Origin of the sequence: Bradyrhizobium sp. Cp5.3 (assembly GCF_000426265.1) — a bacterium.
In the GTDB taxonomy this organism is placed as follows: domain Bacteria; phylum Pseudomonadota; class Alphaproteobacteria; order Rhizobiales; family Xanthobacteraceae; genus Bradyrhizobium; species Bradyrhizobium neotropicale.
The window spans coordinates 330,447-356,496 of record NZ_KE384515.1 but is presented as its reverse complement, the minus strand read 5'-3'; the positions used below and the strand labels follow the sequence as shown (position 1 = coordinate 356,496).

The 26,050-nt window shown below is 65.1% G+C and carries 25 protein-coding genes and 1 pseudogene; 13 read left to right on the top strand and 13 right to left on the bottom strand.

What is annotated here, in order from left to right:
- Nucleotides 1–276 precede the first annotated feature (276 nt).
- Both K289_RS0142640 and K289_RS0142635 read right to left on the bottom strand, forming a co-directional pair.
- The gene (locus tag K289_RS0142640; RefSeq protein WP_027556875.1) at nt 277–1,863 is read right to left on the bottom strand and encodes a DHA2 family efflux MFS transporter permease subunit; all 1,587 of its coding nucleotides are present in this window, start codon (nt 1,861–1,863) and stop codon (nt 277–279) included.
- A 25-nt stretch (nt 1,864–1,888) separates the two neighbouring features.
- Nucleotides 1,889–3,208 (bottom strand): HlyD family secretion protein, encoded by a 1,320-nt coding sequence (locus K289_RS0142635; protein WP_027556874.1) that lies wholly within the window; start codon nt 3,206–3,208, stop codon nt 1,889–1,891.
- Between the two features lie 196 nt (nt 3,209–3,404).
- On the opposite strand from K289_RS0142635, the gene K289_RS0142630 reads away from it, so the two are divergent.
- Entirely contained in the window at nt 3,405–4,040 is a 636-nt protein-coding gene (locus K289_RS0142630) for a TetR/AcrR family transcriptional regulator (protein WP_027556873.1), read from the top strand.
- A 79-nt stretch (nt 4,041–4,119) separates the two neighbouring features.
- Nucleotides 4,120–4,470 carry a DUF6665 family protein gene (locus K289_RS0142625; protein WP_027556872.1) on the top strand — a complete coding sequence of 117 codons (351 nt, stop codon included), beginning with the start codon at nt 4,120–4,122 and terminating at the stop codon, nt 4,468–4,470.
- 36 nt (nt 4,471–4,506) lie between these two features.
- Here the strand turns inward: K289_RS0142625 and K289_RS0142620 are convergent, their stop codons facing one another.
- From K289_RS0142620 to K289_RS0142605, 3 genes are all read right to left on the bottom strand, one after another.
- On the bottom strand, nt 4,507–5,712 hold the full coding sequence (locus tag K289_RS0142620) for an extensin family protein (protein ID WP_027556871.1): 1,206 nt from the start codon (nt 5,710–5,712) through the stop codon (nt 4,507–4,509).
- Nucleotides 5,713–6,060: 348 nt separating this feature from the next.
- Nucleotides 6,061–6,393 (bottom strand): hypothetical protein, encoded by a 333-nt coding sequence (locus K289_RS0142610; protein WP_027556870.1) that lies wholly within the window; start codon nt 6,391–6,393, stop codon nt 6,061–6,063.
- Between the two features lie 272 nt (nt 6,394–6,665).
- Entirely contained in the window at nt 6,666–7,514 is an 849-nt protein-coding gene (locus K289_RS0142605) for a DUF2147 domain-containing protein (protein WP_027556869.1), read from the bottom strand.
- A gap of 194 nt (nt 7,515–7,708) precedes the next feature.
- Between K289_RS0142605 and K289_RS0142600 the strand changes: the two genes are divergently transcribed.
- From K289_RS0142600 to K289_RS0142585, 4 genes are all read left to right on the top strand, one after another.
- Nucleotides 7,709–8,506 (top strand): DUF2147 domain-containing protein, encoded by a 798-nt coding sequence (locus K289_RS0142600; RefSeq protein WP_027556868.1) that lies wholly within the window; start codon nt 7,709–7,711, stop codon nt 8,504–8,506.
- A gap of 265 nt (nt 8,507–8,771) precedes the next feature.
- Nucleotides 8,772–10,259, top strand: a complete 1,488-nt coding sequence (locus tag K289_RS0142595; protein ID WP_027556867.1) for a FecR domain-containing protein — start codon at nt 8,772–8,774, stop codon at nt 10,257–10,259.
- Nucleotides 10,260–10,444: 185 nt separating this feature from the next.
- Nucleotides 10,445–10,723, top strand: a complete 279-nt coding sequence (locus K289_RS0142590) for a hypothetical protein (RefSeq protein ID WP_027556866.1) — start codon at nt 10,445–10,447, stop codon at nt 10,721–10,723.
- Between the two features lie 22 nt (nt 10,724–10,745).
- Complete coding sequence (locus K289_RS0142585) at nt 10,746–10,976, top strand: hypothetical protein (RefSeq protein WP_027556865.1); 231 nt, start codon at nt 10,746–10,748, stop codon at nt 10,974–10,976.
- A 236-nt stretch (nt 10,977–11,212) separates the two neighbouring features.
- Here K289_RS0142585 and K289_RS50085 read toward each other — a convergent pair.
- The 3 genes and pseudogenes from K289_RS50085 to asd all read right to left on the bottom strand — a co-directional run.
- Nucleotides 11,213–11,533 (bottom strand): annotated as a pseudogene (locus K289_RS50085) (glycerol-3-phosphate acyltransferase); the annotation flags it as partial.
- Between the two features lie 92 nt (nt 11,534–11,625).
- On the bottom strand, nt 11,626–12,186 hold the full coding sequence (locus tag K289_RS0142580) for an NUDIX hydrolase (protein WP_027556864.1): 561 nt from the start codon (nt 12,184–12,186) through the stop codon (nt 11,626–11,628).
- 71 nt (nt 12,187–12,257) lie between these two features.
- Nucleotides 12,258–13,121 (bottom strand): archaetidylserine decarboxylase, encoded by an 864-nt coding sequence (gene asd / locus K289_RS0142575; protein WP_027556863.1) that lies wholly within the window; start codon nt 13,119–13,121, stop codon nt 12,258–12,260.
- A 35-nt stretch (nt 13,122–13,156) separates the two neighbouring features.
- Between asd and K289_RS0142570 the strand changes: the two genes are divergently transcribed.
- Complete coding sequence (locus K289_RS0142570; protein WP_027556862.1) at nt 13,157–14,821, top strand: aminotransferase class III-fold pyridoxal phosphate-dependent enzyme; 1,665 nt, start codon at nt 13,157–13,159, stop codon at nt 14,819–14,821.
- 293 nt (nt 14,822–15,114) lie between these two features.
- Here K289_RS0142570 and K289_RS0142565 read toward each other — a convergent pair whose 3' ends face one another.
- The 3 genes from K289_RS0142565 to K289_RS0142555 form a co-directional block, all read right to left on the bottom strand.
- Nucleotides 15,115–15,774, bottom strand: coding sequence for a hypothetical protein (locus K289_RS0142565; RefSeq protein WP_027556861.1), 660 nt, complete (start codon nt 15,772–15,774; stop codon nt 15,115–15,117).
- A gap of 231 nt (nt 15,775–16,005) precedes the next feature.
- Nucleotides 16,006–16,695, bottom strand: a complete 690-nt coding sequence (locus K289_RS0142560; protein WP_027556860.1) for a methyltransferase domain-containing protein — start codon at nt 16,693–16,695, stop codon at nt 16,006–16,008.
- Between the two features lie 35 nt (nt 16,696–16,730).
- Nucleotides 16,731–17,783, bottom strand: a complete 1,053-nt coding sequence (locus K289_RS0142555) for a glycosyltransferase family 1 protein (protein WP_027556859.1) — start codon at nt 17,781–17,783, stop codon at nt 16,731–16,733.
- Between the two features lie 273 nt (nt 17,784–18,056).
- Between K289_RS0142555 and K289_RS0142550 the strand changes: the two genes are divergently transcribed.
- Nucleotides 18,057–18,767: a L,D-transpeptidase gene (locus tag K289_RS0142550; protein WP_027556858.1), complete on the top strand. Its 711-nt coding sequence runs from the start codon at nt 18,057–18,059 to the stop codon at nt 18,765–18,767.
- A gap of 108 nt (nt 18,768–18,875) precedes the next feature.
- Nucleotides 18,876–19,313, top strand: coding sequence for a cytochrome c family protein (locus tag K289_RS0142545; RefSeq protein ID WP_027556857.1), 438 nt, complete (start codon nt 18,876–18,878; stop codon nt 19,311–19,313).
- Between the two features lie 321 nt (nt 19,314–19,634).
- Here K289_RS0142545 and K289_RS0142540 read toward each other — a convergent pair whose 3' ends face one another.
- Together K289_RS0142540 and K289_RS0142535 are read right to left on the bottom strand one after the other, a co-directional pair.
- A complete protein-coding gene (locus K289_RS0142540) occupies nt 19,635–19,925 on the bottom strand; it encodes a hypothetical protein (protein WP_027556856.1) in 291 nt (96 codons plus the stop codon).
- A complete protein-coding gene (locus K289_RS0142535) occupies nt 19,922–20,716 on the bottom strand; it encodes a DUF899 domain-containing protein (protein ID WP_027556855.1) in 795 nt (264 codons plus the stop codon). The genes K289_RS0142540 and K289_RS0142535 overlap by 4 nt, the downstream gene beginning before the upstream one ends.
- Before the next feature lie 150 nt (nt 20,717–20,866).
- On the opposite strand from K289_RS0142535, the gene K289_RS0142530 reads away from it, so the two are divergent.
- The 4 genes from K289_RS0142530 to K289_RS0142515 all read left to right on the top strand — a co-directional run bounded on the left by K289_RS0142530 (nt 20,867) and on the right by K289_RS0142515 (nt 25,918).
- Entirely contained in the window at nt 20,867–22,087 is a 1,221-nt protein-coding gene (locus K289_RS0142530; protein ID WP_027556854.1) for a hypothetical protein, read from the top strand.
- A gap of 28 nt (nt 22,088–22,115) precedes the next feature.
- Nucleotides 22,116–22,763 carry a glutaminyl-peptide cyclotransferase gene (locus K289_RS0142525; protein ID WP_027556853.1) on the top strand — a complete coding sequence of 216 codons (648 nt, stop codon included), beginning with the start codon at nt 22,116–22,118 and terminating at the stop codon, nt 22,761–22,763.
- Between the two features lie 131 nt (nt 22,764–22,894).
- Nucleotides 22,895–24,463, top strand: coding sequence for a DUF4403 family protein (locus K289_RS0142520; RefSeq protein WP_027556852.1), 1,569 nt, complete (start codon nt 22,895–22,897; stop codon nt 24,461–24,463).
- Nucleotides 24,464–24,703: 240 nt separating this feature from the next.
- Complete coding sequence (locus tag K289_RS0142515) at nt 24,704–25,918, top strand: ABC transporter substrate-binding protein (protein WP_027556851.1); 1,215 nt, start codon at nt 24,704–24,706, stop codon at nt 25,916–25,918.
- Nucleotides 25,919–26,050 lie beyond the last annotated feature (132 nt).

The following is a 26,050-nucleotide window of genomic DNA, read 5'->3' as shown; positions in this document are numbered from 1 at the left end:
CGAAACGGCGTCGCCTAAAGTTGGCTTACAGTTGGGAAGCGGAGCGATCGGGGCGCTTGGCCGAAACCTTGGCCCAATCGAAGCTGGCGGAAACGGCCCCTAAAAGGCCGAGCACATACCGAGCCAGAACATCATCGAGCGCGGGCGTACGATCTGCGAATGCGACGAAATCATGCAAATCCCTCCCCGGTTCGATTGAATGAGGTGCGCTTTATAGATGTATCGCCGGTGATTTGCAACACGGCTCGCGCGAGATCACGCGCGAGTGTTGCAAATTTAATGCGCGTCGCCGCCGCTGCCGAACGGCGAAGCCGGCTTGTTCAGCAGCATGACCAGGACGCTGAGGCCCAGATAGAACAGCGTCAGGATGAAGAATGCGTCGCCGAAGCTCATCACCACGGCCTGGCGGTGCACGAGCTGGCTGAGCTGCTTCATCGCCATCAGCGTGGAATCGCCAAGTCCCTGGAACTTCTGCATGAACATGTTCAGGGTTTCGGTCGCATTCGCGTTGCCCCAGGTCACGCGCTCCTGCAGGCGCGTGATGTGCAGGTCTGTGCGGTTGTTGAGAACGGTGTTGATGACGGCGAGCCCGACCGCGCCGCCGAGATTGCGCATCAGGTTGAACAGTCCGGACGCGTTCTTCACCCGATCCGGCGGCAGCGTGCCCAGCGCGACATTGTTGGTCGGCACCATCGCGAACATCATGCCGATGCCGCGCAGGATCTGCGGTATCAGGAGCTCGTAGAAGTCGAACTCGCGCGTGATCCAGGTCATCTGGTAGGAGCCGATCGCGAACACGATCAGACCGAACGCGATCATGTAGCGCATGTCGAGGCTCGCCATGAGCCGGCCGACCAGCGGCGCGACCAGGAACATGGTGATGCCGGAAACGAACATGGTCTCACCGATCATCAGCGCGCTGTAGCCGCGCACTTCGGCAAGATAGCGCGGATAGATGTAGGTCAGGCCGTAGAGGCCGATGCCGATGCAGAATTGCAGCGTGCAGCCGACGGCGAAATTGCGGTTGGTGAAGGTGCGCAGATTGACGATCGGCTCGGCCGCCGTGAAGACGCGCCAGAAGAAGGCGATCGCCGAGATGGCGCAGACCCAGGCGAAGATCGCGACCGAAGTATCCTGCATCCATTCATATTGCGGTCCTTCCTCGAGCACATATTCCAGCGAGCCGAGGAAGCCGGCCATGAAGATCAGGCCCCACCAGTCGAAGCGATCGAGCAGCTCGAAATGCGGCTCGTCGAAATCGACCAGCGCCAGCACGCCGATGGTGATGCCGATGCCGGGAATGACGTTGATGAAGAACAGCCAGTTCCACGACATCGCGTCGGTGATGATGCCGCCGACCGTCGGCCCGACGGTCGGCGCCAGCGTCGCGACGAGGCCGATGATGGGACCGACGATGTGGAATTTGGATCGCGGGAAGACAGTGTAGGCCGAGGCGAAAACCGTCGGGATCATGCCGGCGCCGAGAAAACCCTGGAGCGCGCGCCAGAGGATCATCTCCTCGATCGTGGTGGCGAAGCCGCAGAGCAGGCTCGCGAAGGTGAAGCCGGCGGCCGAGATCGCAAACAACAGCCGCGTGCCGAACGCGCGCGACAGGAATCCCGACAGCGGGATCGCGATCACCTCGGCGATCAGATAGGCGGTCTGGACCCAGGAGACCTCGCTCGAGCTCGCCGACAGGCCCGCCTGGATTTCGCTCAGGGACGCCGAGACGATCTGGATGTCCAGGATCGACATGAACATCCCGAACACCATGATGATGAAGGCAAACATCCGCTTCGGCGCGATGCGCTCCGAAGCGGGGTTCGCCATCATGGCAGGTGTAGCGGTCGTGGCGTTGGCCATGGTCTGACCTTGCGGCGCTGACGCGCTACTGCGGATGGATCATGGTGGGATCGTCGAGATCGATCTCGCTGTCGGCGTCGGCCGCGCCCTTGTTGGTGTCGACGGTTGCGTAGACCGACATGCCGGCGCGGAGCAGGTTCTGCCTCGCAACCGACTTCGGCACGCGGATGCGGACCGGCACGCGCTGCACGATCTTGGTGAAGTTGCCGGTGGCGTTGTCCGGCGGCAGCAGCGTGAACACCGAGCCCGCGCCCGCCGCGATGCTGTCGACGACGCCGCCGAACTTGCGCATGCCGTAGGCATCGACCTTGATCGTCACGGGCTGGCCGGGACGGATGCGCTTGAGCTGGGTTTCCTTGAAGTTGGCGTCGATATAGACGTCGTCGAGCGGCACGATGTTGCCGAGCCGCTGGCCGACCGCGACGAAGTCGCCGGTGTTGACGAGGCGGTTGGAGAAGATGCCGTCGACCGGCGCGCGCACCGCAGTGAAGCCGAGGTCACGCTCGGCCTTGGCGAGCGAGGTCTTGAGCTCGGCGAGTTGCGCCTGCGCTTCGGCCTGCTGCGCCTTGGCGACATCGACATTGCTGACGGCGACGTCGTAGGCGGCCTGCGCGGCCTTGACCGCGGCGGCGCCCTGGTCGCGTCCGGCTTCCGAGGTCTCAAAGGTGGCGCGCGAGGCAAAGCCCTTGCTGCTCAGCGCCTGCTGGCGCTCATAATCGAGATCGGCGCGTTTGAGGCCGGCTTCGGCGGAAACGAGCTGCGCCTTGGCCTGTGTAACCTGGCTGTCGAGCGCGGCGACCTGGCGGCCGATGCGGTCGATGGTGGCCTGCTGGGTCGCGATCTTGGTCGCGGCAGCATCGACCGCGATTCTGTAGTCGCCGTCGTCGATGCGGAAGACGGTGTCGCCGGCATGCACCAGCGTGTTGTCGCCGGCGAGGATCGAGGCGATGTGGCCGGCGACGCGCGCGCCCAGCATGGTGTTGTTGGCGCGGACATAGGCGTCGTCGGTGGAGACGTAGAAGCGGCCGATCAGCGTGTAGTAGCCGGCATAGCCTGCAGCGGCGAGCGCCAGCAGGACGCCGACACCCATCAGGGCGAATTTACGCTTGCCGGATTTCGGAGCCGCGGCCTGCGGCGCGCCGGGCGCGGGTGCGTTGGGGGCCGGCTTGTCGGTCACGGGCGTCTCCGGCACCTCGACGGTGTGGCGCTTGGTTTCCTCAGCCACATGAGAGCGCAACTGCTCGGCCAGCGCAGCGGACTTTTCGGTCGCAGCTTCAGCGCTTGCCTGCTCCGGCACCTGGTCCAATGGAAGGACGCGTGCAGCCTGATCTCGCGATGCGGCCATAAAGGCCTCCCCAATGAAAAATTGCGAGCCGGGACGCGCCGTCCGCGGCTCCGCCCCTCTCGCCGATCCCAAATATCATTGACCGAACGGTTCGGTCAATCTAAATAGTTCCCCGCCAAGGACCCTACTGGCTCGAATCCTTTCTTTGGGTTTCATTGGCCAAGGCCCGATACAAACCTTTCGAGAACCTAAACCAATGGTTGCAGTCGACCGCGAACATCTGCGTCTTGTCTCCGAAGAGGACAGCTCCAAGCGCCGCCAGATCCTGGATGGCGCCCGCAAGGTGTTCATGGACCTCGGCTTCGACGGCGCCAGCATGGGCGAGATTGCGCGGGCGGCCGCCGTCTCCAAGGGCACACTCTACGTCTATTTCGCGGACAAGTGCGCGTTGTTCGAGGCAATCCTCGAGCAGGAGGCGCTGCAGCACGGCCAGGTCGCGTTCAATTTCGACCCCGCGCGCGATGTCGAGACCACGCTGAAGGACTTCGGCTCGGCCTACCTCCATCTGCTCTGCCGGCCCGGCGGCGGATCGGCGATCCGCACCGTAATGGCGATCGCCGAGCGCATGCCCGACGTCGGCCGCCGCTATTACGCGCGCGTGCTGGACAAGACCGTCAACCGGCTTGCCGAATATCTGAAGGCGCATGTCGCCTGCGGCGATCTCAATATTGACGATTGCGACCTCGCCGCCTCGCAATTCATGGAATTGTGCAAGGCCTCGTTGTTCCTGCCCTTCATCTTCCAGGCCGCGCCATCACCGTCCGAGGAACGCATGACCGAGGTGATCGACAGCGCCACGCGGATGTTTCTGGCGGCGTATCGGGTGAAGTGAGAGAGGGCCACGGCTGTAGCGCAGGGCGTATCTCTAACCACGTCATTGCTAGCGTACCCCGCGACGCTATAGATAAGCCATGTCCCGCGATCTTCGCCTTCACCGCACGCCGGTCGACGTTCTCAATTACGAGATCGTCCAGGAGCAGGCCTCTGCGTTCGGGCGGATGGGGCGAGCGCTGGAACAAGCGCTCGCGAAGCTGCGCGAATTCGATGCCAGCCATCCGCCCTCGGATGCGCCGGCATCGACACGGCAGGCACGGCGCGCCCTGGTAATGGAGGCCGGTCACGCGCTTTGGATGTTCGTGGTGCAGCGGGAGGCATGCGGCATGCGCGACAGCCGTCCCGTGATGCGTGACTATAAAGTGCCGGGCGAAGTGCAGCGCTGCATGGGGCTGGTCCCAGCTACATCGATGCGGCCTGCAAAGTGACTTGCCCAATCCAACGATCGCACGCGCACGCCCGCCCTACTCGTCGGCGAACTCGTCTTCCTCGTTGACCTTCTCGCGCTTGGCCTTGCGGCCGAGCGAGCCGGTCACGTAAGGGTCGCGCGTGTTGGCGTAGGGATTGCGCTGCTGCGCGCGAGCGGCGACTTCTTCGCCTGACACTGCGGCCGGCTGGCAGATCAGGCGGCGGCTGGCGCGGCGCATCAGATCGACGTGGATGTGATCGTAGTGATAGACGTTCGAGCCCGGCGCGAGCACGGTGGTGAAATGTGCGCACGCGCCTGATTGCACGTCGCGCAAAAAGCCCTGCTCTTCCGGCAGGCCGCGCCAGCCGTCCTTCACCGAGACGCGGCGGCCGTCGGCGAGCACGAAGGCGGCGATGTCGAGCGCGTTGCCGAAGGCGTGCTCGGAAATGTGGGCATGCGGATTGCCGTTCATGCCGCGGCAGGAATAGGCGGAGATCTGCTTGATCTCGACCACGCGTTGGCCGAACCAGCGCGTCGCCGACGGCTGCACGGTATCGGCCAGCCAGCGGTCGAGCTCGGACACGATCGGACAGGCGAGCGTCGCGGTCGGCTTCACCGCGACGGGACCAACTGCAGTGACGGGACTGCCCTGCGCCGGACCAAGACGCGGCGGCTGCGCGGGAGCCTGGGAATAAGGAGCGGCTGGCCGCGTCGGATAGCTCGGCGCATTCATGTAGCGCGCAGCTCCGGCGGCATCGGTGCCCTCGGGCGGCAGGTCGATCTCGTCCTCCTGCGGCGCCACGCCGGGCGCGCTCAGCGAGACCGGGCCGGAGGACGCGCCATAGCCCGACGGCTGGCGCACGGCGCTCTCTGGATAGTTCGAACGCTGCGGATAGCCGGACGATGCCGGGTAGGGCTGACTTTGCGGATAGCTCGACTGCGGCTGCGTCACCGGCCAGCGCGGCTGGCTTCCGATGTTCCCCGGCGGGCGCAATTCCTCGTCGGCAAAGCCATAGCTGCTCGAGCCTTCGCCGATGGCGGCGACCTTCAACGGAAATTCCGCGCCGCAGACGCCGGGGCCGGAGATCGGCTCGACGCGAACGATGTCCAGGCTCTCCTTCACCGCGCCCGACTTCAGGCACGCGGCTTCCGCCTCGGCCCGCCACGGTTCGCGCTCGGCCTGGAAGAAGCCGCGTCCGCAACCCGCAAGCGAAACAAGGACGATGGAGCCGACGAGATACAAACGAACTCCGCGCGTCATGCACGCACGTTCGGTGAATTTACTTAAAGACTCTTCAACGTGTTGATTTCGGCCTTCTTTAACCATGCCGCGCCGGCGCGCGGCGGATCAGCGACAGCGAGGCTGACTTTTTTGGGAAGAGACTCTCTGTTAACCATATGGGTTACTCCCAAAGCGACGCGAGCGGCGGGAGCATCTCAGGGAGCAACGTCATGACGTTCGTCGGAAGACTGAGCGTTGTCACTGCGTACCTTGCTATGGCCTTTGTCGCGGCCATCGTGCTCGGCATGATCTAGAAGCCTTTAACCGACCGCATCACAGATTTGCCCGGGCCGCCGGATCATCCGGCCGCCGGGCGTCCTGTTGCGTTCAGTAATTCGAGCACTCCGACCCCGTGATGCCCACGATCTTGAAGTTGCGGCACATCATGCCGGGATTGTCGGGATCGGGATAGCGATCATCCTTCTCGCGAACCGTGTGACTGAAGCGCCAGCCGCGCGCACGCATGCAACGCTTGTACTGCGCCGACGTCGCGCCGCCGTTCCGGGGCGCACCAAGCTGTGCATCGCAGAACGCGCCGTCCACATGCAGCGCATCGTCGCCGCGTCGCTGCTTCAGCATGTTGGTCCAGATGTTGGTGTCGGCATGGGCGGCGATGGCGCCGCCGATCAGCAGCGCGGCGGTGAGGCTGAGACGTTTCATGTTGGCTCTCCTTGCATGCGTCGTCAGCCATCGGTCGCGGGCAAGGGCGAGAAGGGTTCGGTGCGAGAGGGTTACAAATTGGACAGAGGGAACGCTGTCTTCCCTTCTCCCCTTGTGGGAGGAGGTGTCGCGCGCAGCGCGACGGATGAGGGGTTGCCGCAGCGAAATCAAATGCAAAAGTGGGTCGCGGAGAGAGACCCCTCACCGGGCTTCGCTGTCGCGAAGCCCCCCTCTCCCACAAGAGGGTTGCAGCGTGCTCGTGTCACCAAGAGTTACGACCTCGCACCATTCCACTGCTGCGACGTGGTGATCAGTTCTTCCCGCCTCTCCTCGATGCGCGTCCAGTCGTTGCCGAAGCAGAAGAAACGGAGCAACGCGCAGGCTTCGACATGGAGCTTGCCGGAAAGCTTCAGCGTCATCGTTCCGTAGTAGGTGTTGCCGCTGGCACGGCTGTAGATGTTGCCGGTCCAGACGCCGTCCGATTTCGGCTTCATGTTGACGAGCACACTCTCGCCTCTGCTCGAGGTTTCGGTCAGCGCGTAGCCACACAGCGCGGACCCGCAGCGTTCGATGCGCACCGTGCCCTTGGCGCCCTTGCTCTCCCATTGGCCGAGCGGCGTATCGGCGGGCTCGTCGCTGCGCTGCGCGATCGTCGTGACTTGATCCGTGTCGGGCTTCGGCGTGGCGAGGTGTGGCGCTTCGAGAAATGTCGACTGCGGGGGCTCGAGCTTGGGCGGTTCGAGCTGTGGTGCCGGCGGCAAGGTGACGGATTGAGAGACCGTGGGCGCAAGGATGGGCGCAGTCGTGGGCGCCGGTGGCGCAACGGGAATCGTGGCAACGGTCGGCTGCGGCGGCTTGACCGGAGCGGCGGGGCAGACTTGCGCCGGCGGAAGGGCTGCCGGCGGCGCGGGGCTCACGACGAGAGTCGTGTCGATATCTTCAGCGGGCCGAAAGCTACGACCGGACGAGATCGACACACAGGAGGTGGATCTGCAATTGCGCGGCGCCTCGACGTGAAACCGGTGCCCGCCGATCGCGAAGGAGTAGGAACCTGCCTCAGCCGACGATGTAACCATCGTCAGTGCGATCAATGTGCCAAGCCAATTCACAAATCCCTTCATCCACCCCTCCCGCTGTGTCGGGGCGAAGTTACGAAAGACGAACGGCAGCTGAATGTGCGCAGGCTCACGCCAGGCGGCGGAGCCGTTGTGACGTTCATCACAGAAGGTCGGGGCGGGCCGGCGTAGGGTCGAACCGCGCTCAGGTCGTCATCGACTTTCAGTCCATATCGGGACCAGCTTTTCGGGAGGTTGTCATGAACAAGCTCTACGTCGCCACCACCGCCCTCTTCCTCGCCTCGACCGCCGTCGCGCATGCCGGCAACTCGATCTCGTTCCAGATCGACGGCCAGCACGTCCGCATCGAGACGCCGCGCAACTGCGCTTCGCTCGACTGCGTGACCATCATCGCGCCGGGTCTGTCGAACAAGCCGATCAAGTTGAACAACATCAACCTCAACGGCCTCGGCTCCAAGGACGATGACGACGACACCACGCCGAGCACGACAAACGCGCAGCCTGCACCGGCTCCGGCGCAGCAGCCCGTGCAGCAGGCGCCGGTGCAGTCGATCGCTCCGGCCGCGCCCGCCGTCACTCAGCCCGTCGCGCCGGCGACAACGGTTGCCGCCGCGCCGTCCGCCAGCGTCGATACGACGACACAGCCCGCACCGGTCGCTCCCGCCGCTGCACCGGCCTCCATCGCGGCTGCTCCCGTTCCTGCGCGCGCTCCGGCCCCGGTCGCCGCCGCGCCGGCGCCGGGCACGCCGGCGCCGGGCACGCCGGTCGGCGTGTGGGCCACCGAAGAGAACAAGGGCAATGTCCGCGTCGAGCAGTGCGGCGCCAATCTCTGCGGCTATGCCGAGAAGTCCAATGAGCGGATCCTGATCAACATGAAGCCCGAGGGCTCGAAGTGGAGCGGCCACATCCACGATCCCGATTCTGGACGCAACTACGACTCCACGATCGCGATGAAGGGCCCGAACCTGCTCCGCGTGCAGGGCTGCGCCTTCGGCGGCATGTTCTGCGGCGGCCAGACCTGGAAGCGGGTGAGCTGACGGCTACCGCTGTCATTCCGGGGCGCGCGCGAGCGCGAACCCGGAATCCATCCGACCGCATCGTTGGTGGCGCAATGGATTCCGGGCTCGCGACTTCGTCGCGCCCCGGAATGACGATTGACAGGCGAGACGCTACGTCTCTTACGGCGTACGTTTGAACATTCGCTCCTCCCGTGCGACACACGTTCATCTGCCATTCAGCCAGCCCCGGCTGAAATCGGTCGATCTCGCCTCGTGTTCTCATCGGGACTTCATCGTGGAATTTTTGGTGGCTTGGCGCCGCTTCGTGTTCGCGCTTGCGCTGCTGGCCTTGCCGCCAGCCGGCGCGAGCGCTGCGTTCGCATCGGATACGATCGAGGTTGCACAGGCGCAGCCGACGCCCGAGCCGTCGCCAGCCCCCGCCGCATCGCCGACACCCGCGCCTGATGCGCAGTCCGCCGCCGAGGAACCCATCGGCAACGTCGCGACCGTAACCGGGATCGCCACCGTGATCCGCGACAAGAATTCGTATCCCCTCAAGGTCCGCGACGACATCTATCTCAACGACATCGTGCAGACGGCGTCGAACTCCTCGCTCGGCATCACCTTCAACGATGCGACCACGTTCAATCTCTCGGCCAGCGCCAAGATCAGCATCGACAATTACGTCTATGAGGACGGCGGCAAGCAGAACGGTGCGATCTTCGACATCGGGAAGGGTACCGTCGCGTTCGTTGCGGCAGCCGTGGCCAAGACCGGCGACATGAAGATCACGACGCCAACGGCAACGCTCGGCATCCGCGGCACCACCGGCGTCGTCGACGTGCCGGCGAATGCGAGCGCGACGGGAGCGACCGCGAACAACGTCAACATCAAACTCTATCCCGACGCCGACGGCCGGGTCGGACACATCGACGTCAACGACCGCACCAGTGGCACGCGGCTCGGCGCACTGACGCAAGGATCGAGCGGCTTCGCGATCCGGCCCGGTGCCGGCAGCCCCGGCAGCATGCGGTTTGCCGCGGTGCCGATCACGATTCCACCGCAGCAGATCGCGCGCGACCGCGGCTTCGTCAGTCAGGTGCATCTGGCCCAAACCACGGGCCGGCAGATCGTCACCGAGCAGCGCGACTTCCGCCGCGCCAATCCGACGGCGAGCCCGCGTATCCCGCGGCCGCTCCAGCAGCAGCGTCCGGCGACGGCGCCGGGACAGCAGCCGCAGCGGCCGAACGGCCTGCCCGGTCAGAACAATCGTCCGGGTCAGCAGCAACCGGGCACGCCCAACCCGCAAGGCCCGCAGCAGCCGCAACGGCAAGGCCCGCAGCCGTCGCAGCAGCGGCAAGGACAAGGCGGTGCAGTGCAGCCGGGCGCACCGCGCGCCGGCCAGGGTCAGCAACAGGATCAACAAGGCCAGCAGCAGCAAGGCCGGCAGCAGAATCAGGGCCGGCAACCGGGTACAGGACAACCGGCAGGCGTGCCGCGCGCCGGTCAAGGCATGCAGCCGGGCGGCACGCCGCAGGCCCAGCCGCCGCGCAGCGGACAGACTCCGTCGCAGCCCGGCGTCACCACCCCGCCGCAGCCCGGCACAGCGCCGCAGCCGCAACCGCCGCGCACCGGATTGCAGCCCGGACAGTCAGCACCGCCGCCCGCGGTTCAGCAACCAGGCGGCATCCAGCGCCAGGGTGGATTCCAGCAGCGCCTCCCCGGCGCGCAACGGCCCGGCGCGCCACGCAAACCGGCCCCCGCGCCGAAGGAAAAGAAGGAAGGGCGGTAACGAGCCGGCGGTGTCGCGTTCAACGCGCGCCGCAGGTTCACTTCCGCAATCTCGATTTCCAGGGAACCATATGCAGGGTCAACGCGTGCGGCCACATTGCGGCGCAGCTACGGAACAACGTTACATCGGAGAGATTCGCGGAACGAAAACGATCGCCAGTCTTTTCTGGCCTTTGGGAGGTGCCCATGACTTCTCAGGCCAAAGAAAGCGCATGTGCATTCGCTTGGCGGAACTACTTGCTGCTCAATAGCGGCATCAGCGAGAACGATAGCAGGCGTTCCGCCCTTTACCGCTACGTCGCCGATCTTCGTGGCATCGGCGAGGATGATTTCGATCTCCTGCAAATAGCGGCGGTCGCCTATTTGAGAAAACTGGATGAATTACATGACGACCGATGTGCGAGACAAGCGGCAGATCAAGTCTTGTCCGAGCGTTTGGAATCACGCGCCGCGATTAGTCCATAACACCAGAGAAGGAGCGAACAGCATGGCAGACAATTCCGCTAACGCAAACCGCTTCGCGCGCGACTCGCAAGGGCGCATCACCGCAGCGACAGCAGTCGGCATGAATGCCTTGAGGCCAATCATGCACTTTCAGGTCTCAATGCTGAGGATGTGGGCCGACAGTATTGAGAGGTTTGCGAGCAATTACCAAAAGGGCGTGGAAGAAACCGCGACCGCCGCAGAGCAACAGTCAGACAAGGAACGCGCTGCGTAAACATTGCGCGGCAGCGGTCGTTCGTCCGCAAGGTTTCCGTGTCCAACGACTGGCCGTGGGCTCGCGGCGTCCCGACCCGATCGTGACCCAAGACCGGAGACGCTTGGCGGCTCCGGTCGCGGGCGTGTGGTCGCGATGGGCCGCAAGCGGCCATCTGCGATATTCCGGGAAATGTGCGATATCCCGGGAAATACGTGCGCTAGGCTTTGCGCTTCTGCTTTCGTATCTGGGCCACTTCGACCCAGGCGCGGCTCCGTCCCCACCAATAGCCGTTGAATGTTGGCACGATGGCGAACGATCACGTAGATGGCGCCTCCGATCACCAGCAACCGATAGGGCAACGGATGGTCGAAACCGCAAATAAGGACGATTGCCGTCAACGCCGCGAGCATCGAGCCAAGGGAAACAATCCGAGCAATAGCCAGCACGATGCCAAAGACCGTTGCAGCACCCAATCCCACTGGCCACGACATCGCCAACAACACACCCAGCCCGGTCGCAGCGGATTTGCCGCCCGTAAAGTTCAACCAAATCGAGCGGCTATGCCCCAACAGCACGTGTGTTGGTGAGACGCGTTGATCTCGGCGGTGGACCCGGAGGGCTCACCGCCTCACTCGGCCCTCGGTTACTTTAGCATCCTTGCTGCAGCTCACGCCTCGCCGCGCAGCCAGGCTCTTACCTTTTGCAAGAGTCCATGACGGAGCTCCTCGACGGACGCTGCTTCCGCAGGCGTCAGCGCCGGCATGACGTTGTCGACATCGTCGACGGCGAGCGGCGGCGTGGCATCGGCCGGCAGGAGGCCGGCAGCGGCGAGCGCGATCGGGCCGGTCTCAGTCAGGAAGGCGCGCTCATACTCGCGCGACAGCCGCGCGATCGCATCGTCCAATGGCAGCCAGTCGACGGCCTTGATGTCATTCATCAGCTTGCGGACGGGACCGCCCTCGGCCTCCATTCGCCAGAAATGCACCACCTTGGAGCGTCCGCCCGACTGGTAGACGAGCGTGCCCAGGAATTCATGGATGGCGACGTCGTGGCCGGTCTCCTCCAGCACCTCGCGGAGCGCGGCCTCTCTCGGCGTCTCGCCGTCGTCGAGCTTGCCCTTGGGCAAGACCCATTCATTGCGCTTGCGCTGGCGTACGACCGCAACCAGCGGCGTCGCGCCACGCCGCAGCACAATACCCCCCGCCGCCAGTACCGGCGCCCGTGCCATCACTCGTTACCTGTCGTGCCGCCGAATCGTCCCCGCGGACGATATAGGCGGCCGACACGGCGGATTGAAGGCTACTTTCTTCTCAACAACCCTTGACCCGCGCGAATGCGCGTGCCCTCGGCGATACCGTCGCAGAAGGTAAAATCGCCGGGCGCGAGAATGATGATGGTCGAGCCGTGCTCGAACCAGCCGAGCTCTTCGCCCTTCGTCACGTTGACATCGCAGGGGAAATTGACCGGGCCCTTCGTCTGCGCGTTCAGCACCATGTCGAGGAAATGCAGGCGGATGCTTGCGACCAGGATCGCGGCGACCGGCACGAGCGTCACAGCCTCGCCGGTCGCCAGGTTCGTGCGGATCACCGCGCGCTCGTTCTTGCAGAACAGGCGCTCGACCCGCTTCAGCGCGATCGGATTCACGTTCCAGACGTCGCCATGGATCAGCGTGACGCGCTCGATATGCGCATCATAGGGCGCGTGGAAGCGGTGATACATGCTCGAGGTCAGCCGCAGCGTCACGAACGAGCCGTTGCGGTGCTGATCGACCAGCGCGGAATCGCCGACGAGGTCGAGCAGCGAATAAGGCGCGCCCTTGACCTGGAACAGCTCGGTGTCGGCGATCCTGCCGTGGGCCCCGACGATGCCGTCCGACGGGCTTGCGATGATTGCCCGGTCCGGATCGAACGGCCGCAGGCCCGGCCTGAGCTGCCGCGTGAAACAGTCATGCAGGCTCTTGAAATGGGTCTTGCGCGCCTCCGACAGATCGAGGTCGGAGAACAGCTTCCACAGGGCGATCGAGGCGTCCCGCACCAGCGGGTTCTCGATCTTGGAGAACCAGCCCATGAAGCGGGTCAGCGCCGCGCGGGGGATGCGGTTGGTCAGCAGGAAGTTGATGTCTTCCTGCTGGGTGAAAGAGGCGATGAGGGCTTTGACTGTCATGAATCTGTCAGCTCGCAGGGTTAGCGCTTGTTGTCATGGAAACGACACTCCCGATTCTCTCTTTGTCCGTGGCCGCCGCAGCCTCCGCTGCCGCCGCCTTCCCGAAGCTGAAAGCGCGGATTGAGCTGTCCCGCGCCAAACACCGGTCGCTCTCCGGGCATTCCAAGATGTCGCGCCGGGTGGCGCGGCTGATCCCGTTCTACGAGTTCGACAGCAACGATTACTTCGCCTGCGACGGGGCGCCCGCGAACATCGCGACCCAGCGCAAGGACAGCTTCTTCCGCCTCGCCGCCCTCTACGCCGAGCGCTACCCCAAGGGCCGCGCGATGACGAAGGAAGCGGCGGAGAAGATCTCCGACCTGAATTTCACCGAGAGCTATCGCGTGCCGTTCCAGTTCTCGCGCCTGGTCCGCGAGCACCTGGGCACCTCGACCTTCGTGGAATCGTCGAGCGGCGTCACCGTGAAGGACGTCGACGGCAACGTCTCCTACGACCTCACCGGCTCCTACGGCGTCAACATCTTCGGCAACGACTTCTACAAGGAGTGCATCGAGGGCTCCGAGAAGCGGGCGCACGCGCTGGGACCGGTGCTTGGTCCCTACCATCCCGTCATCCTCGAGAACGTGACGCGGCTCTGCCAGATCTCGGGCCTCGACGAAGTCTCCTTCCACATGTCCGGCACCGAAGCGGTGATGCAGGCGGTGCGGCTGGCGCGCTACCACACCAAGCGCACCCATCTCGTCCGCTTCGCGGGGGCCTATCACGGCTGGTGGGGAGACGTGCAGCCCGGCGTCGGCAACCCGATCACCGCGCACGAGACCTACACGCTGGCCGAGATGTCGGAGAAGACGCTGCACGTGCTGCGCACGCGCCGCGACATCGCCTGCGTGCTGGTCAATCCGCTGCAGGGGCTGCATCCGAATGCCAACGCGCCCGGCGATTCCTCGCTGGTCGATTCCTCCCGCGGCGGCAGCTTCGATCGCGCGGCCTATACCGAGTGGCTGAAGAAGCTGCGCGAGGTCTGCACCGAGCGCGGCATCGTGCTGATCTTCGACGAGGTCTTCGTCGGCTTCCGTCTCGCGGCAGGCGGCGCCCAGGAATATTTCGGCGTGCGCGCCGACATGGTGACCTACGGCAAGAGCCTCGCCGGCGGCCTGCCGGTCGGCGTGGTCTGCGGCAAGAAGGAGCTGATGCGCCGCTTCCGCGACGACCGTCCCGCCGACGTCTGCTTCGCCCGCGGCACCTTCAACTCGCATCCCTACGTCATGACCGCGATGGACGAGTTCCTGAGCCGGCTCGCAAGCCCGAACTTCCGCGCTGTCTATGACGGGCTGGAGGAGACCTGGAACGGCCGCGCGCAAAAACTCAACCGGATGCTGGAGGGCGCCGGCGTGCCGGTGCAGGTGGCGAACCTGTCCTCGATCTGGACGGTGAAATACACCGAGCCGTCCCGCTACAACTGGATGCTGCAATACTATTTGCGCGCCGAGGGCCTGTCGCTGAGCTGGGTCGGCACCGGCCGGCTCATCTTCAGCCTCAACTACACCGACGCCGACTTCACCGAGGTCGCCGAACGTTTCGTTCGCGCCGCTGAGAAGATGAAGGCCGACGGCTTCTGGTGGCACGATCCGAGCCTCACCAACAAGGGCATCAAGCGGCAGATCCTCAAGGAGATGCTGGCCAAGCGCTTCGGGCGCTGAGGCTTCCGCGAACACCGCTGCCGCCTCCCCCTCTCCCCGCCCGCGGGGACGCGACGAGCTGCGCTCGCGCTGAGCGGGTTGGGGTGAGAGGGGCTCTCCGCACGGACGGTAACAGAGAGACTCGCGAAGACTCTCCCTCACCCGGATCACATCTGCGATGCGATCCGGCCTCTCCCCGCACGCGGGGAGAAGCGAAGGAGCCGCAACGGCAGCCCCCAAGACGTGGATGCCCGGCACAAGGCCGGGCATGACGTAACCAATCGACATCGGAGTGTTAGTTGGGAACAGCGCGCTCAGGCGTGCTGCTCTTCGAGCGCGGGCTCGGGGATGAGGCCCAGCGTGTGCTCGGGGTTGAGGTGCAGACCGGGGTCCATCAGCTCGCCGCGCATCAGCGCGAGCGGAGCCTTGCGATAGAGCATCAGGTCGTGGAAGGGATCAGTCAGGATCTTGGTCATCCAGACGAGACCGGTCTCGACGTCGCGAATGAAGAACAGGTGGATGGTGCGGAACAGGAGACCACCGGCACCGACCGCGAGCCAGATCTTGGCGACCTGCCGCATGAAGTCGGTGGCGCCAGCCCAGGGCTTGAACAGACCGAACAGCGTCGGATCGAAGAACAGCACCAGCGGCGACAGCGCCCAGATCGCCATCAGCACCACCTTGCGCTGCAGGTTGTAGCCGACCTTGATCTCTTCCTTGTACTCGTGCGTCGCCTGATTGATGTGGTCGTAATCGTGCGGCTCGAAGAAGAAGTGACCGGCCTGGCGCGAGGTCATCGAGACCAGCCAGCCGACCAGGGCCGAGATCATGGGATCGATGAACAGCCAGACATAGGCGAAGAGGAAGCTCAGCGCGCTGACGAAGTGCAGGCTCTGATTGATGCGGCTGTGGTGATAGTAGCGGTGGTCGTCCCAGCGCTGGATCCGCAGCTGCTCGAGGTAATTCTTGATCATGCTTTCCCCCAAAATGCTTTCGGGTACGGGATTACAGGGATTCGATGTAGGTCGTGTGACATCATCATTTTGTCATATGACGATGTGCAGCGACGCGATGACGCACGGTCCCCTCCGCCTGAGGGGCGCGGAACGCGCGTCTCGAAGGATGAAGGCCGAGGTGTGGCAACCGGGACCATCATGGTTCGAGACGGCGCTGCGCGCCTCCTCATCATGAGGGGCAACAGCAGTTCACGCTGCCTTGGCGACCTCGACCTTGCGAAAGCGCACCAGCGAGAAATGGCCGAGCGGCGGGATCAGGCGGCGCTCGGCGAGCTCGATGCCGTCGGCGCCGGCCAGCCATTTGGCGTAGCGCGACCAGGCGAACTCGGCAGTGCGGAAGCCGAGCGGACGCACCACCGGCTGCAGCTTCTGCTCGATGAAGCGGCGCATGCCGGCGTCGGCGCTGACGCGGGTCAGGATGATCAGCTCACCGCCGGGGCGCAGCACGCGGGCGAATTCGTCCAGCGCCTTCTCCGGGTTCGGCACGGCGGTGACGACATATTGTGCCATCACGACGTCAAAGGAATTGTCGGGGAATTCGAGCTTCTCGGCATCCATCACCGCGAGGCCTTCGACGTTCTTCAGCTTGCCTTCGGCGACACGCTGGCGCGCCTTGTCCAGCATCGCTTCCGAAATGTCGGTGCCGAAGATGCGAACATTGCTCGCGTACATCGGCAGCGAGATGCCGGTGCCGACGCCGACCTCGAGCACGCGGCCGCCGATCTTGTTGGTCGCCGCGATCGCCGCCTGGCGGCCCTTGGCGAACACGCCGCCGAACACGAGGTCGTAGACGGGCGCCCAGCGGTCATAGGCCTGCTCGACCGTGCCGCGGTCGAGGTCAAGCTGCTGGGCGCCGTCAAGGTTCATGATCTTAGCCATCGATGTGGTTCTCGCTGTGGTTCAAAACGATAAGGTCAACCGCGCACCGGCCGCCGCGCCATGACCGGCGAAGCGCGCAGGATGCGGCTGGGCTGAAGTGAGGTGAGATTGCCGACGAACTGACGCGCACTGTTCTCCCAGGAGCGCTCGAGAGCGAAGTTGCGGCAGGTCTCGCGCGACATGGTGAGCGCGCGCAGACAGGCGGTGCGCAAATCGTGGTCGATCGCGCCGATCGGATGATCGGCGATGACGTCCTTCGGACCCGTGACCGGAAACGCCGCAACCGGCGTGCCACAGGCGAGCGCTTCGAGCTGCACGACGCCGAAGGTGTCGGTGAGGCTCGGAAACACGAAGACGTCGGCGGCGGCAAGATGAGCGGTGAGATCCGCGCCCTTCTTCTCGCCGAGGAAGACGACATCCGGATACTTCTTCTCGAGCTGCGCCTTCTGCGGGCCGTCGCCGACGACGACCTTGGTGCCGGGCAGATCGAGCGAGAGGAACGCTTCGAGATTCTTCTCCACGGCCACGCGACCCATGGTCATGAAGATCGGCCGCGGCAGATCGAGCTTTGCCGGATCGTCGGGATGAAACAGTTCGGTGTTGACGCCGCGCGTCCAGAAGCCGAGCCGCTTGAAGCCGCGCTCGGAGAGCTCCTGCCGCAGCGAGGGCGTCGCCACCATGGTCATCGCGGCGGCATCGTGGAAATGACGCAGCACCGCGTAGCCGACGGCGTCGGGGATGCCGGTCCGCACCGAAACATATTCCGGAAAGCGCGTGGTGTAGGAGGTGGTGAAGGCGAGCCGGTTGCGGCGGCAATAGGCGCGCGCGGCCCAGCCGATCGGGCCTTCGGTCGCGATGTGCATGGCGTCCGGCGCCGCCTTCTCGATCCGCCGCGCAATCTCCTTGGCCCTCGGCAGCGCGATGCGCAGGCCCGGATAGGTCGGCAACGGCCACGACGGGAAGCCGTCGGGGGTGAGGAATTCGATGTCGACGTCGAGCGCCTTGGCCGCGCCCGCCAGCGAAGTCAGTGTCCGGACCACGCCGTTAACCTGCGGATGCCAGGCGTCAGTCGCGATTAATACCCGCATGGGGAAATCCCGAGAGTTTGATGATTCTCGGCTTTCGACCTTCAACCATGGATATTTCAGGCGTGTGACGTCACATAAGTGTCGGCAGACTGTTTTGTTCGTTAACGGGCTCGCGGAGCCACGAAACTGTCATGAAACAATCCTTGCCGCGACGAAACCGTTTTCGGTTTTTCGCGCAAACGTCCCGAAACTTATTTCCGTTAGTGATTTAGGCAACGGAGCACCGAAACGGTGCCGCGGTGACCAAGAACACCGAGCAAACAGGGGCGATCAATGTTCAATCTGGACACGTTCAAGACGTATTCGCGCGCCGTTGCCGTTGGCGCAGTCGCGATCTCCGCGATCGCGTTCGCAGGCCCGGCCAAGGCCGCGCCCGTGCAGCTCTTCCCCTTCTTCCGGCCGCTGCCGCCGATGGCCGCGCCTCAGCAGCCCTATCAGCCCTACCAGGCAACGCCGTATCAGGCCGCGCCGTCCGAGGATCAGGACTCAGTCGAGATGCCGGCACGGTTCCGCCGCCAGACCGTCTCCTACGCGACGCGCGAGGCACCGGGCACGATCATCATCGATACGCCCAACACCTATCTCTACTACGTGCTCGGCAACGGCCAGGCGATCCGCTACGGCATCGGCGTCGGCCGCGATGGCTTCACCTGGTCCGGCATCCAGTCGGTGACCAAGAAGGCCGAGTGGCCGGATTGGACCCCGCCGCCGGAGATGATCGCGCGCCAGCCCTATCTGCCGCGCCACATGGCCGGGGGCCCCGGCAACCCGCTCGGCGCACGCGCCATGTATCTCGGCGGCACCATCTACCGCATCCACGGCACCAACGCGCCCGAGACGATCGGCAAGCATGTTTCCTCCGGCTGCATCCGCCTGACCAATGATGACGTGACCGACCTCTACTCCCGCGTCAGCGTCGGCACCAAGGTCGTGGTGCTGCCGATGACGGAGCGCCGCGCCGAGCTCGGCAGCGCAACGCGGTAAGCGACAGGACATCGTGACGCAAACGGCCCCGGAACCCACCGGGGCCGTCTTCGTTGGCACGATGCTCTCCAAGCTGTCTTGCTTTGAGGAGCATGGGCGCGATCCCCGATGGAGGCGCAGATGCAACCGAGCCAACGAACCTCGCGGAACAGATGGATGCGCCTGATCGCTGGAGCCGGATTGGCGTGGCTGCTGTCAGCGCCTGCGGCTCTCGCGCAGCAACCAACCGCGGCCAGCGATGACGCGGCCCATCAGGCTTTCAACAATTCATGCCGCACCTGTCACTCCGTGAAGGAGGGCGACAATCGTCTCGGTCCAAATCTCAACAAGATCGTCGGACGGAAGGCAGGCTCGCTGCCGAACTACAACTACTCCCCCGCGATGAAGGATGCAGGCTTCGTCTGGGACCAGGACAAGCTCACGCGCTTCATCGTCAAGCCGGACGAGGTCGTGTCGGGCAACAAGATGCAGCCTTATGGCGGCGTCTCGTCGGAAGAGGCGGCGAAGGTGGTTGCCCATCTGCAAGCGGCTGCAGAGCAGCACTAAGCAGACGAGCGAGAAAAATTGGCATCGACGGCACAAAGTCGCGACCGCCAGTTAGCCTCATCCTGAGGAGCCGCGGAACGCGGCGTCTCGAAGGATGCGGCGGGCATGATGCGGAAATTATTGGCCAGTGCGCGGGGGTGAGATCGCGACGCGGCACCAACGGAGCGTACCCCAACTCATCCTTCGAGACGCCCGCCTATGGCGGGCCCTCAGGATGAGGAGCGGAGTTCGCGGCAACAGCGGCGAGCGCACCATCATGAACCGAACGCCCCTCCAAGGCACGCGGGGGCCGTTCGCCTTTGCGTCGGCGGTCATCCGCTCCTACCCGCGCGCGGCGCGGCGTCGGTCCGAGATCAGCTTCAGCCACGCCGATGAGTGAAATGCGCTCATCAGGAGATACATCGGAATCATCCCGCTTAGCAGCGACGCGTGCCCGGCGGCGCAGAGCATGTCTGCCGGACCACCGCCGAGAACGGCCGTCAGCAGGGCCATGATCGCGAAGGTCGGCGTGGCGGCGAGAGCCAGCCATCTGGCGAGGTCACGCGCGGCCGTGACGGCCCTGCCGTCACGGTTCGCGCCAGTGGCTGAGCTCAGCGGACAGGCCTCGGTCACGTCGTCGTGCCCGCGGACTCCTCGCGGAACGCCTTCTCTCCGGCGTCCGACACCTCGACCCATCTCTTGTCGGGCGCGGCGCCTTCCACGTAGCTGTCGTGCCAATTCCACCATTTGTAGGTGGGGGTCTGAGGATAACCCTGCGGCGAGTCCTCCCAGACCTCCTGCCGGCCGAGCGGCGTGATGTCGAGGTAGTTCCAGGTGCCGCCCATCTGCTCGTCGCCGCGGCTCTTGATGAAGTAGGTGCGGTAGATGCGATCGCCGTCCCGGTAGAACACGTTCGTGCCGTGCCATTCGTCCACGCCGAAATCGGCGTCGAAACTGTCCGTGATCGTGACCCATGGCATGGTCCAGCCCATCCGCTTCTTCAGCCGCGCGATGTCGGCCTGGGGCGCGCGCGAGGCGAAGACGAGGGTGGTGTCGCGGGCGTTCAGGTGCGAGACATGGGCGACCTGGTCGGCGACCATGGAGCAGCCCCGGCACGCGTGATCGGGCCAGCCGAACACTCCGGGCTCGAAAAAGGCGCGGTAGATGATGAGTTGCCGCCGACCCTGGAACATATCGAGCAGACTGACCTTGCCGCCGGGCCCATCGAACGCATAGGTTTTGTCCACGGCCATCCACGGCATTCGCCGGCGCTCGGCGGCCAGGGCATCGCGGGCGCGGGTATGTGCCTTTTCCTTCACGAGCAGTTGCTGACGGGCTGCCTCCCAGTCTTGCGGCGACACCACCGGTGGTGTGTGCATGACAGGCTGTCCGTCGTTCCGTCCGTTTTCAACTGATGTCATCATGGCTTCTGGAACCTCTTGCTTGGGCGATCGTCCCGCGCCGCGCTGTGACAGGCGCAAGTCCGCTCGCCGCTCACTGCACATCGTCGGTCGTGAACTCTTTCTGGCACCGGAGGGTTGCGCGGTGGGAGTAACAAGTGTGGCGGGATTTTCATGGAGTCGCTGATTACGGCCGCGGCGCGTGCGCTCGAGGCCGGCGATCCGCTCGGCGCCCTGAACCGCGTGGCGCTGCGCAACGATGCCCCCTCGCTCGCATTGCGCGGGATCGCGATGGCGCAGCTCGGCGATCTCGCCCGGGCCAAGACGCTGCTGCGCAGCGCCGCACGCGCCTTCGGTCCGCGGGAGGCCGTCGCCCGTGCAAGATGCGTGGTTGCCGAAGCCGAGATCGCGCTCGTCTCGCGCGACCTGAGCTCGCCGGCCAAGACGCTCGCGGCCGCGCGGTCGACGCTGCAAGATCACGGCGATCTCGCCAACGCCGCCCATGCCGGTCACATCGAGGCGCGCCGGCTTCTGCTGCTCGGGCGCCTCGACGAGGCCGAGCACACGCTGGCCGAGCTCGGCACCGCACCACTGCCGCCTGCCTCGCGGGTCATCCACGAGCTCGTGGTCGCGGGCATCGCGATACGGCGGCTGCGGACGAAGATCGCGCGTGCGGCGCTCGGCCGTGCGGCTCGCGCAGCGCAGCTGGCGGGCATCGCTGCGCTCGCGGCCGAAGTCGAAAGCACGAATCTCGTCCTCGATACGCCGGCGGCGCGCCTCATTGCCCGCGGCAAGGAGCGGCCGCTGTTGCTCGCCGAGGTCGAAGAGCTGGCGACGTCGGCGGCGCTCGTCGTGGACACGTTCCATCACGCCGTGCGCAAGCAAGACCGCGTCGTGCCGCTCGGCACGCGGCCGGTCTTGTTCGCGCTCGCCCGCATCCTGGCGCAGGCCTGGCCGGCAGATGTGTCGCGAGAGACGCTGATTACCGGCGCGTTTCAGGCGAAGCACGTCGATGAATCGCACCGTGCGCGGTTGCGGGTCGAGATCGGGCGGCTCCGCACCAAGCTCAGGACGCTGGCCGATGTGAGCGCGACGAGGGAGGGTTTTGTGCTGACACCGCACAAGACACGGCAGGTCATCGTGCTGGCACGGCCCGTCGAGGAAAAGCACGCCGCCGTGCTCGCCTTTCTCTCCGATGGCGAGCCCTGGTCGAGCTCGGCGCTGGCGCTTGCGCTTGGCATGAGCCCGCGCACGGTGCAGCGGGCGCTCGACGAGCTCGCAAGATCGCACAAGGTGCAGTCCTTCGGACACGGGCGGGCCCGTCGCTGGATGACCCCGCCCGTCCCGGGTTTCCCGACAGGCTTGTTACTCCCTACGCCGCTCCTGAAGACGTAGCATGGCTCAGTTCACAGGGATCACACACATGAAACGTTCAGCCGCCGAGATTATCCAGGAGTACGGACCGTTTGCCGGCGTCGACAGCGTGCACGGCGTCACCTATGACGGCACGCATGTCTGGTTCGCATCCGGCGACAAGTTGAATGCGGTCGACCCGGCAAGCGGCAAGATCGCACGCGCGATCAATGTTGCCGCACATGCGGGAACGGCGTTCGACGGCCGGCACCTGTACCAGATCGCCGAGGATCGCATTCAGAAGATCGACGCCGCGACCGGCAAGGTGCTGACCACCATCCCGGCGCCAGGCGGCGGTGGCGATTCCGGATTGGCCTGGGCCGAGGGCTCGCTCTGGGTCGGACAATATCGGGAGCGAAAGATCCATCAGGTTGATCCGGAAACGGGAGCGGTTCTGCGCACCATCGAGAGCAAGCGCTTCGTGACCGGAGTCACCTGGGTCGACGGTGAGCTCTGGCATGGCACATGGGAGAACGATGAAAGTGACGTGCGGCGGATCGATCCCGAAACGGGAAAAGTGCTGGAGCAGCTCGACATGCCTGCCGGGACAATCGTCTCGGGATTGGAATCCGACGGCGGCGATCGCTTCTTCTGCGGCGGCGGCAGCGGCGGCAACGTGAAAGCGGTCCGCCGTCCCAGGCGCGCCGCCCCGCGATGATGGGTTGGATACGCGGCAACGACGCGTCCGCGGACGTTAACTTGTTCGCCCCAATTCCACCCCATCGGTGCGCTCTAGCGCCCTCCTCTCCTGCCCTGTAGACTCCTGCCCCGGGGCGGCTTGGGGGATTGATGCGACTAACGTTGAACTTGAAGACTGTCCTGGTCGCCGTGGCGGTGATCGCGGGCTCTTTTTTCATCAGCCTGAAGGCGATGGACTGGCTGTCGCCAAGCGCGACGGGACCCGCGCCGGTGGTGGCGCAACTGCCGCCGCTGCCACCGGTTTCGAAGAGCTCGATCATCGTGGCGCCGGTGGCCATTGCGCTGTCAGCGATCCGCGAGCAGGCCGAGAAAGCCGCGCCGCGCAACTTCGCCGGCAAGGCGGATAATCCGATCTCGCAGATACTGGAGAACGCCGACATCGGCTGGTCGGCGTTGCGCGGACCGATTTCGGCTGTCGGCGACAAGGACGTGCTGACCCTGTCGACGCCGATCAGCGGCAAGCTGAACGTCACGGGATCGCTGTCGTCGAAAGCCACCGGCGCGCTCGGCGAGGCGCTCGGCAGCGTGCTCGGCGGCAATGCCGCCAAGCAGATCGGCGCGGTCAACATCAAGAACCTGAACGCGAGCGCCGAGATCAAGGGCAACGTGGTCATCACCTCGCGCCCCAAGCTCGCGGCGGCCTGGCATCTCGAGCCCAATCTCGGCGCCCAGGTCAATCTCGGCGATACCAACCTCTCGGTCGCTGGCGCCAAGGTCAACGTCCCGGGGCAGGTCAAGCCGCTGATCGACAAGACGGTCGGCGATCAGCTCAACATCGCCGCCGAGCGCATCCGCAACGACCCTAGCCTGCGCGAGAACGCAAGGGCGCAATGGACCAAGGCCTGCCGCTCGATCCCGCTGCAGGGCACTGGCTCGTCGGCCGCGCTGCCGCCGCTCTGGCTCGAGATGAAGCCGATCCGCGCCATCGCCGCACAGCCGCGGGTCGACGCGCAGGCCGTGACGCTGCTGCTTGGCCTCGAAGCCGAGACACGCGTCACCACGACACAGACCAAGCCGGACTGCCCGTTCCCCGACAAGATCTCGATCGTGCCGCCGACCGGCACGGGCGTGAGCATCGGCGTGCCGATCGACGTGCCCTTCACCGAGATCAACAAGCTCATCGCCGCGCAGATGGTCGGCCACACCTATCCCGAGGACGGCTCCGGACCGGTCGACGTCACCGTGAAGAGCGTCAACATCGTCCCGTCGGGCGAGCGGCTGCTGATCTCGCTGCTGGTGCGCGCCAAGGAGAAGAAGAGCTGGCTCGGCCTCGGCGCGGAAGCGACCGTGCACATCTGGGGCCGGCCGGTGCTCGACCAGGCACAGCAGACGCTGCGGCTCACCGACGTCCAACTCGCGGTGGAGTCCGAGGCGGCGTTCGGCCTGCTTGGCGCCGCCGCACGCGCGGTGGTGCCGCAGATGCAGCAGGCGCTGGCGCAGAAAGCGACTCTCGACCTGAAGCCGATCGCCGCCAATGCGCGCGAGAAGATCGCGGCTGCGATCGCCGACTACCAGAAGAGCGAGGACGGCCTGCGCGTCGATGCCAGGATCGACAGCCTGACGCTCGCCGACATCGCCTTCGACTCGAAGACGCTGCGCGTAATCGCGGAAGCCGGCGGCTCGCTCAACGTGTCGGTGACGAAGCTGCAGGGGATGTAGCCTATCTCAATCGTCATTCCGGGACGCGCCGTCAGGCGCGGGCCCGGAATCCATTCATCCGGGTTCCCTGCTGCCCGATGGATTCCGGGTTCGCGCTGCAGCGCGCCCCGGAATGACGAGAGAGCCCCCTTCTCTTTTTGCATTCCGCTATGGCGGGGATTGCTTAGCTTCGGCCGCCGATAGCCGCTAGAACAGTCCCGTACAACGAAGCTCGAAGAACAACGCTCAGGGAGAACAACCATGCACAAACTCATCGCCGCGGTCGCGGCCGGCCTCGCCATCACTGCCGCCAGCGGCACGGCGCAGGCACAGATTTCCGACGACGTCGTCAAGATCGGCGTGCTCACGGACATGTCGAGCCTCTATGCGGACGCGACCGGCAAGGGCTCGCTCGCCGCCGTGGAGATGGCGGTTGCCGATTACGGCGCCAAGGTCGCCGGCAAGCCGGTGCAGGTGGTCGCGGCCGACCACCAGAACAAGCCGGACGTCGGCGTCAACATTGCGCGCAACTGGTACGACAACGACAAGGTCGACGCGATCTTCGACGTGCCCACTTCCTCGGTGGCGCTGCCGATCTCGGCGCTGACCCGCGAGAAGAACAAGATCAACATCAACTCCGGGGGTGGCTCGTCCGACATCACCGGCGCCCAATGCTCGCCGAACACGGTGCACTGGACCTACGACACTTACGCGCTGTCGAACGTCGCCGGCAAGGCGATGGTCAAGCACGGCGAGGACACCTGGTTCTTCGTCACCGCCGACTACGCCTTCGGCATGGCGCTGGAGCGCGACGCCGCCAACGTCGTGAAGGAGAGCGGCGGCAAGGTGCTCGGCGACGTCCGCCATCCGCTCAACTCATCCGACTTCTCCTCCTTCCTGCTGCAGGCGCAGGCTTCAAAGGCCAAGGTGGTCGCGCTGGCGAATGCCGGCGGCGACACCACCAACGCGCTGAAGCAGGCGGCCGAGTTCGGCCTGACGCAAGGCGGCCAGAAGATGATCGCGCTTCTGCAGGAGATCACCGACACCCATTCGCTCGGTATCAAGGCGACGCAAGGGCTGATCGTCACCGACGCGTTCTACTGGGACATGAACGATGAGACGCGCGCCTTCTCCAAGCGCTTCAACGAGAAGGTCGGCCACATGCCGACCATGATTCAGGCCGGCCTCTATTCGGCGACGATGCACTATCTGAAGGCGATCGACGCCATCAAGAGCGACGAGGCGCCCAAGGTGATGGAGCAGATGCGCGCGACGCCGATCAACGACTTCTTCGCCAAGAACGGCAAGATCCGCATCGACGGCCGCATGGTCCACGACATGTATCTGTTCGAAGTGAAGAAGCCCGAGGAGTCCAAGGGCGAGTGGGACCTCTACAGGCTGATCGCCACCGTGCCCGGCGACGAGGCGTTCCGTCCGCTCGACAAGGGTGGCTGCCCGCTCGTGAAGAGGAATTGAGTGTCTTCTCCCTCTCCCCGCTTGCGGGGAGAGGGTTGGGTGAGGGGGAGTCTCCGCGAGGACGGCGACAGTTGGGCTCGTGGAGAGTCCCCCTCACCCGAATTCGATCTGCGATCGAATTCGACCTCTCCC